2 protein-coding genes, 1 tRNA gene and 1 pseudogene are annotated in these 2,170 nt (G+C 61.6%); 2 read left to right on the top strand and 2 right to left on the bottom strand.

The window, feature by feature from the left end; genetic code table 11:
• Positions 1-148: 148 nt before the first annotated feature.
• Together D0Z70_RS24355 and D0Z70_RS24350 are read left to right on the top strand one after the other, a co-directional pair.
• Complete coding sequence (locus tag D0Z70_RS24355; RefSeq protein WP_182914107.1) at positions 149-1,150, top strand: MarR family transcriptional regulator; 1,002 nt, start codon at positions 149-151, stop codon at positions 1,148-1,150.
• A gap of 55 nt (positions 1,151-1,205) precedes the next feature.
• Positions 1,206-1,281, top strand: a tRNA-Val gene (locus D0Z70_RS24350).
• A gap of 266 nt (positions 1,282-1,547) precedes the next feature.
• On the opposite strand, the gene D0Z70_RS24345 is transcribed toward D0Z70_RS24350, so the two are convergent.
• Positions 1,548-1,712, bottom strand: coding sequence for a hypothetical protein (locus D0Z70_RS24345; RefSeq protein WP_182914106.1), 165 nt, complete (start codon positions 1,710-1,712; stop codon positions 1,548-1,550).
• Between the two features lie 369 nt (positions 1,713-2,081).
• Positions 2,082-2,170 (bottom strand): annotated as a pseudogene (locus D0Z70_RS24340) (integrase catalytic subunit); the annotation flags it as partial.

Genomic DNA, 2,170 nt, shown 5'->3' with positions numbered 1-2,170 from the left:
GCTTGCCCAGACAGTGCGGTTCCATCTTTGCCCACTGGGCGTCGGTCAATACAAAACGTTCCATCCGGAGTGTGAATCACATCTCACTCCAAATGGGAATCCTAAATCCCCACAAGCCTTAGAACGAAGCTAGAACGGGATTCGGACTATGATGGAAGATTTTTCCTACGCCTCGCCGCTGACGAGCCATAGCGCACCGCTGACGCCGCGCGATGATCGCGCCAGCCTGCTGGTGATCGCCAACCAGATGGACGCCTCCGCTCTGGAGCCGGTCGCTGCGGCGGCGGGCTTCCGCCTGCTGGGGCTGACCGCGCTGGCCGATGCGCCGCTACGGCTCGATCTTCAGGCCCAGTGCGACACGGTGCTGGTCTTTTGCCCCGTCATGACCCCGCTGCTGGAACGCCTGCTGGTGCAACTGGAAACCCAGGCGATCCAGACTGGCATGGCGGTCATCCTGGTCGCGGGATGGGATACGGTGGAACTCGCCTTCGCCTGCCTGCGCAGCCCGCATACGCAATTGCTGTGCGATCCCGACCGGGTCGAACTCGCCGCCGCGCTGGTCGCCGCCGGGGAGCATCGGCCAGCGGCGGGCCAGGTGCATGAAATCGACCGCGAAAGCGCCCGCCTCCAGCAATTGAGCGAAGAGGTCGGTCGCCTCGCCCGCACCCTCGACGCGCTGACGGAGCGGACGCGGGTGGCCACCCCCAGCTTTGATCTGGGCCAGCGTATTTCCGATCGGCCGAGCGACTATATCGGGATGCCCGCGCTCGCCCCGATCGGCGGCGAGGCGGTCCGCACCGACACGCCGACCATCACCGCTACACAGGTCCGCGACCTGCTGCGCGCCCGCCGCATCCGCGCCGATTTCCTGCCCGGCGACCTGTTTGCCGATCCCGCCTGGGACATGCTGCTCGACCTGCTGGCTGCCAAACTGGAACATGAGCGCGTGTCCGTTTCCAGCCTGTGCATCGCCGCTGCCGTGCCGCCCACCACCGCGCTGCGCTGGATCCGTACCCTGACCGACAAGGGACTGGTCGAGCGGCAGGCCGATCCGCATGATGGCCGCCGCATCTTCATCGCCCTGGCCAACGAGGCCGCCGAAGCGCTGACCCGCTGGTTCGGCGCCAGCCGCCGCCTGCTCACCACCTGACTCCCGGCTTGACGCCCCGGCATTTTTCCCTAGATAGACGCTTCTCCGCAGGAGCGGGCGATTAGCTCAGTTGGTAGAGCGTCTCGTTTACACCGAGAATGTCGGCGGTTCGAGCCCGTCATCGCCCACCATAAAAGTTGCGGAAAAGCGCGGTTTTTGGCTATATCGCAGGGGTAGACGGGTTGGGAGCTCAGCTCTGTGTATCCGCCGTGTATCCAGAGAGATGGGCGAAGCACCACCTCCTTCAGGTGCAGAATCCCGTTTGGAGTTCATGTCTTGTGGGTAGCGCGACAAGCTCATGACATGGCATTTGGTGTCGTCATTCATCGCTCAGATTCGATTTATGATGACAGTCCGGCCGAGCGTTACCAGCTACCGGCGCCGAAGCTTGGCAGGGTTAGCTAGCCAAGCGCTTCTTCTCCTGGCGACGTATCGCGCTCTCTACCGCCTCCCGCAAGAAGTCGGCTTTCTTCTTGTTGCCGCGCACGGCGTCAATGCGGTCGCCGGTCCCCTCTTTCACGAGGAAAGCCAACTGCTCAGTAAATTCCTTCGGACGTGTCACTCGGGGAGGATTAGCGATTTTAATTCCGCTAGTCGAATCCATCATATCAGCTAGTGCTTATATCTTGATATTCACTAGCGGATATGCTATATAACCGCTAGTGAATATGAGGGCATGCGGCGGGGGAAAGCATACGTTCAAAATAGAAAATGTGATCGGATCAGGGGCGTCCGCCTCTGCGTCATTACAGGTCCAACGCCCCGCTATAGCCCTCCTTAGGATTGGGACATAGTTGCAGTTGGTGATCATCACACGGACCTACCGCTTGTCGCCAGCCGCAGCCTCATCAGCGCGCTCATCGTCTATCGAGAGGCCGAGACCTGCTCTGGCAGGGGTGACCTGCCCCCACCGAGTGGACCGTGTTGATTGTTAGTGGATTATTCTCGCCGCCGCCATATCCGGATGGAGGTGGAGCGAAGCGGAACCGGAGGCCGGATATGGCGGTGAAGCCGTTTCCG

This window comes from Sphingobium terrigena (assembly GCF_003591655.1).
Classification (GTDB): domain Bacteria; phylum Pseudomonadota; class Alphaproteobacteria; order Sphingomonadales; family Sphingomonadaceae; genus Sphingobium; species Sphingobium terrigena.
This window is presented reverse-complemented; position numbering and strand designations above follow the sequence as displayed.